Origin of the sequence: Paenibacillus sp. 1-18 (assembly GCF_000520755.1) — a bacterium.
GTDB lineage: Bacteria > Bacillota > Bacilli > Paenibacillales > Paenibacillaceae > Paenibacillus > Paenibacillus brasilensis.
This window is the reverse complement of record NZ_ASSB01000319.1, coordinates 1-4,663: the sequence shown is the minus strand read 5'-3', so window position 1 is coordinate 4,663 and position 4,663 is coordinate 1. Positions and strand designations below refer to the sequence as shown.

The following is a 4,663-nucleotide window of genomic DNA, read 5'->3' as shown; positions in this document are numbered from 1 at the left end:
TGGAGAGGCCATCCACTCCCAAGGCAGCTACATCAACAGGAATGTTTCCAAAGGTCTGTACCGCATCGCTGTGAAGCAAAATACCACGTTCTCGCAGTAGGGGAGACAAGGCGGCAAGATCCTGAATCAGTCCAGTTTCCGAATTGGCGTGCTGCACGGATACGAGACCCGTGGTTTCTCTGAGATGAGGCAAGAGAGCCTCGACGGTTATTTGTCCATTCTTGTCCGGCTGTACAATCGTCAGCTCATAACCCTGACTCTCCAGCAAAATGGCAAGATTGTACATAGAATGATGCTCCAGTGCGCTCATAATCCAATGTTTTTTGTGCTCTGGCAATCCGTTCAGAATTGACTGCACAACCAACATATTGGATTCCGTTCCTCCTGCTGTAAAATAAACGCCTTCCTTTTGCCCGCCAATCATATCCGCCATCCGCTGTCTGCTGTAATCGAGCACATAAGCTGCTTGGCCGCCTGCATCATGGAGGCTGCTGGAATTTCCGAACATTTTTTTATTTACTTCGTTATACATATTCAAAGCTTCGTCACACATTGGTGTAGAAGCGGCATAGTCCAGATAAATCACAGCCAATCCTCCCTGTTTAAAAATAATTCCATTACAAAAATCCTTGAGATTATTGTAGGCATGTGTAAATATAAGTGTCAAGACACTTGTAAATAGCAGGAGCACGACGGTTATCTGTTAATAAAAGCAGAGACAGACAGCCGCAAAGATAATGGAGGGATTGGGATGTCTATACTTGACGTTTTACAGGGAAATCGAGGGCTGATGCCGGAGCACTATAAGACACTGACTGTTGCAGACATGGAGCATCGTGTCGCAGAGCTGAAGCAAAAATGGGGTCCAAAGCTGCTCATACCGGGCCATCACTATCAGAAGGATGAAGTCATTCAGTTCGCTGATATAACAGGAGATTCTCTACAGCTTGCCCAAATGGCCGCACAAAATCAGGAAGCAGAGTTTATTGTGTTTTGCGGAGTTCATTTTATGGCTGAAACGGCGGATATGCTGACTGCCGACCGACAAACGGTCGTGCTGCCGGATATGCGCGCAGGCTGTTCGATGGCAGATATGGCGAATATGGAGCAAACCGAACGGGCCTGGAAGCATTTGCAGGAGCTTGTTGGAGACACGATGATTCCGTTAACCTATGTGAATTCCACAGCGGAGATCAAAGCCTTTGTAGGACGGCATGGCGGGGCTACCGTGACTTCTTCGAATGCCAAGCAAGTGCTGGAATGGGCGCTGAAGCAAAAGGAACGCATTTTGTTTTTACCGGATCAGCATTTGGGTCGCAATACAGCCTACGATCTTGGAATTCCACTGGATGAAATGGCCGTATGGAATCCGATGACAGATCAACTGGAGACTGAACGGGACCCTGCAACCGTGAAAATTATTTTATGGAAAGGGCATTGCTCTGTACATGAAAAGTTTACGATAGATCATATTCGCAACGTCCGTGAGCGTGACAAGAACATCCGGGTCATCGTTCATCCCGAATGCTCTTATGAGGTCGTACAGCTCGCAGATTGCGCGGGATCCACAAAATTCATCATTGATACGATCCGTGCGGCAGAGCCGGGGACCCGATGGGCCGTTGGCACAGAGATGAATCTCGTGCAACGAATCAAGCAGCAGTACCCTGAACAGCAGATCGAATCGCTCAATCCTGATATGTGCCCTTGTCTGACCATGAACCGGATTGATCTTCCACATCTGCTGTGGTCAATGGAGCAGATTGATCGAGGAGAGCCTGTGGGTGTGATTCGTGTGGATGATCAGGTCAGACAGGAGGCTGTACTGGCGCTGAATCGCATGCTGGCTATTCGTTAAGCTTTTGCCGTTCCAGCGAGATTCCTTCTTGAAATCTGTGGACTTATTTTAGAGAAGCAGGGAGCTTGACGGCAAGCAGACGGTTGCCGTTTTGAATAAATATCATCCCACCGGATTTGAGCGTTGGACCGAAGGAGCGTGAGCCTGTGTTGACAGTAAACACGGGCTTCAAGGTCATCAGGTCATAGCCGTGAAATACGCCATCTGATTGTCCGACGTAAACACCTTTGCCAAACACGTCAGCTTGAACGGTCGGATTATCACCGTAATCGTAATGGATGAATTGCCCGGAGGCCAGCTTCATGGCAATCAGTCCGCCTGTTCTAAAATCTTGATAAAACATGCGACCTTCATGAATGGACGATAAGGGAAAAAGTTGTTCATAGCCTTCTTGCGACCACTTGCGAGCAGGTTTGCTGTCTGCTTTGTAGTTCCAGAAGTCATAGGAAGCCAGTGCCTTTCCCTGAAAGACATAAAGGTCTTTACCGTACAAAAAAGCAGAACCATATATGCCTCCAGATTGGAAAGTGCCATCTTTATTTTCAGCTTCGGTCCATCGGTACTGACGATCTCCTTTGGATTCACCTGTCTTGAGGTCGTACTGTGCTATCGTAACTTTGCGATTTACCGGGTCATCATCAATCATAACCGTATTGGCAAGAGAGTAGACCACCCCGTCTTTAACGGCCAGTGGAAAGGAAGTTCTGAAGCTGTCCCAAAGCTTTTTGCCGGTTTTAGCGTCATAGGCATTGATCTGTTCAAAGGTCAGGCTGCCCTGTACGTTATAATTGCGGATAAGGACACCATCAGTCTCCATCAGGTTGTTCAGACCATGGTATGAGTCCTTATCCTCACTGATTTTCCATTTGAGTTTGCCGCTGGCAGCATCGACAGCAGCCGTTTGCTCCGACTGTGTAATGTATACTGTAGAGCCGATTCGATAAATATTACCTGCCTTCGTAAATCCTAACGAAGTGGTCCATACTTTCTTGCCTGATTCTGTAACGGCATAGATGGAGCCGTTCTGTGTCATTCCGTAGATGGTGCCATTGCTATGAATCAAAACAGGGGTAAGCTGATCACCATATTGCCACAATTTCCGGCCCGAGCTGCCCTCTAGGGCAACCAGTCTGTGGTTCGAATCAATTGCGAATACCTTACCGTTTTCCGCTACTGCAACCGCCTGCTCTGAATACTGATTTCTATCGATTGGGATAATGGGAAAAGACCAGGAAGGCTTGATCACAGGTGCTTGGATTGAGCTGCTATAAGCTCCGTTGCTCATCGAGACGACAGATTGCTCTGCACTTGCTTTTTCAGCGAACCCGCCGCTGATCAGAGGCAGTCCAATGATGGCTACCGCCAATCCTGTGAACAATGAGTAATGTATCGTTTTTCTCATATGTGCTTGCTCCTTTAATAGTTAGTAGGAGTAAGGTTTTACATGAAATTCCCTTTTGATTAGACTGTAAATAAAGCCAAAAGTTTCATGATATGTTTACATTTTAGTTTTTCTTGAGTCCAGACACTAAAACCAGTTGCTTGTGAACCAGGCTGTATCTCTAATTAAAGATTAGTCGTTGACCCGGTTTCGTGCTATAATCGTAGCAACGAACCGAAGGAGGTGAATCCCTTGTTTGAGCTTCAGGACCTGCTGCCCTATTTATTTACAATCGGCTTGCTGTGTACCGTAACCTATGCGTATCTCACTCATTTGCACGGCAGTGTACCCGAATGCTGGGTAGAAGGCGGGGCTGTGCGGTCGCATGCTTCTTCACTGATGCCGATATCTGCCCGTGGACAGGACATGCCTGTCCGACTGGCACGCCATATCCGGCGTAAGGAAGCGCCGGATGAAGACACCTCAGATTGTTTCCCCTCGTTGAACGATAGTACAGCCAATCAACGAGGAGGAACATATGAAACGTTTCAAGGGATTCACCTTTTGGGGTAAAAAAGAACGGGTATTAGGAATGATGGTAGCATTGGCGGTGGTCATGCTGCTATCTGGCTGCGGTGCGACTGCTGGAGAGATTAATGCACAGACACCCGGATTTTTTAATCATTATGTAGTATTTCCGCTTTCTTGGCTCATCCAGCAATTGGCGCAATGGTTTGGTGGAAGCTTTGGACTGGCCATCATGACATTGACGTTAATTGTCCGTCTGGCGTTACTGCCGCTAATGATGCGTCAAACACGTGCTCAACAGGGGATGAAGCGCAAGATGAGCGCCATGCAGCCCGACTTGGACCAAATTAAGAAAAAGTACGAAAATAAGAAGGATGCTGCCAGCCAGCAGAGTATGCAGCAGGAAATGATGGCACTTTACAAAGAGCATCAGTTCAATCCGCTCAATATCGGCTGTTTGCCTATTTTCATTCAGCTCCCGATATTGAGTGGCATGTACACTGCGATCCGGTTAACCCCGGAGCTGGCCTCTCACTCCTTCCTATGGTTCCGGCTCGGACGGCCGGACTGGATTTTGGCAGTGATCGTCGCAGTCGTTTACTTGGCACAGGCCAAGCTTTCTCAGCTTCAAATGACGGCTGACCAGCGCAAGCAATTTGCCATTATGGGATATCTTTCACCCATTATGATGGCGGTCTTTTCCTTCAACGCCCCTGCAGCCATGCCACTATACTGGACAGTCAGTGGCACCTTTTTGCTGCTCCAGTCCCTATGGTTCCGTAAACGTTATCCAACGGAGGAAGTAGAGACTAAGGCTAAGCTTGGAAAGGTCACACCGACCTAAAAGAAGATAATGAGTGTTTAACATCGTCATTGCGTTCCAGTATGTCTTGTGT

Annotated in this window: 5 protein-coding genes; 3 read left to right on the top strand and 2 right to left on the bottom strand. The window is 47.7% G+C overall.

All coding sequences use genetic code 11. The features are described 5' to 3' along the window. The coding region (locus L693_RS0120365) for an aminotransferase class V-fold PLP-dependent enzyme (protein ID WP_025719501.1) at positions 1-586 on the bottom strand (586 nt) is incomplete at its 3' end. Positions 587-751: 165 nt separating this feature from the next. Between L693_RS0120365 and nadA the strand changes: the two genes are divergently transcribed. Beyond that, complete coding sequence (gene nadA / locus L693_RS0120360; RefSeq protein ID WP_025719500.1) at positions 752-1,858, top strand: quinolinate synthase NadA; 1,107 nt, start codon at positions 752-754, stop codon at positions 1,856-1,858. A gap of 43 nt (positions 1,859-1,901) precedes the next feature. Here the strand turns inward: nadA and L693_RS0120355 are convergent, their stop codons facing one another. Beyond that, a complete protein-coding gene (locus tag L693_RS0120355; protein ID WP_025719498.1) occupies positions 1,902-3,260 on the bottom strand; it encodes a PQQ-binding-like beta-propeller repeat protein in 1,359 nt (452 codons plus the stop codon). Positions 3,261-3,491: 231 nt separating this feature from the next. Between L693_RS0120355 and L693_RS0120350 the strand changes: the two genes are divergently transcribed. Both L693_RS0120350 and yidC read left to right on the top strand, forming a co-directional pair. Further along, a complete protein-coding gene (locus L693_RS0120350) occupies positions 3,492-3,812 on the top strand; it encodes a hypothetical protein (RefSeq protein WP_025719497.1) in 321 nt (106 codons plus the stop codon). Beyond that, positions 3,778-4,611, top strand: coding sequence for a membrane protein insertase YidC (gene yidC, locus L693_RS0120345; protein WP_025719496.1), 834 nt, complete (start codon positions 3,778-3,780; stop codon positions 4,609-4,611). The genes L693_RS0120350 and yidC overlap by 35 nt, the downstream gene beginning before the upstream one ends. Positions 4,612-4,663 lie beyond the last annotated feature (52 nt).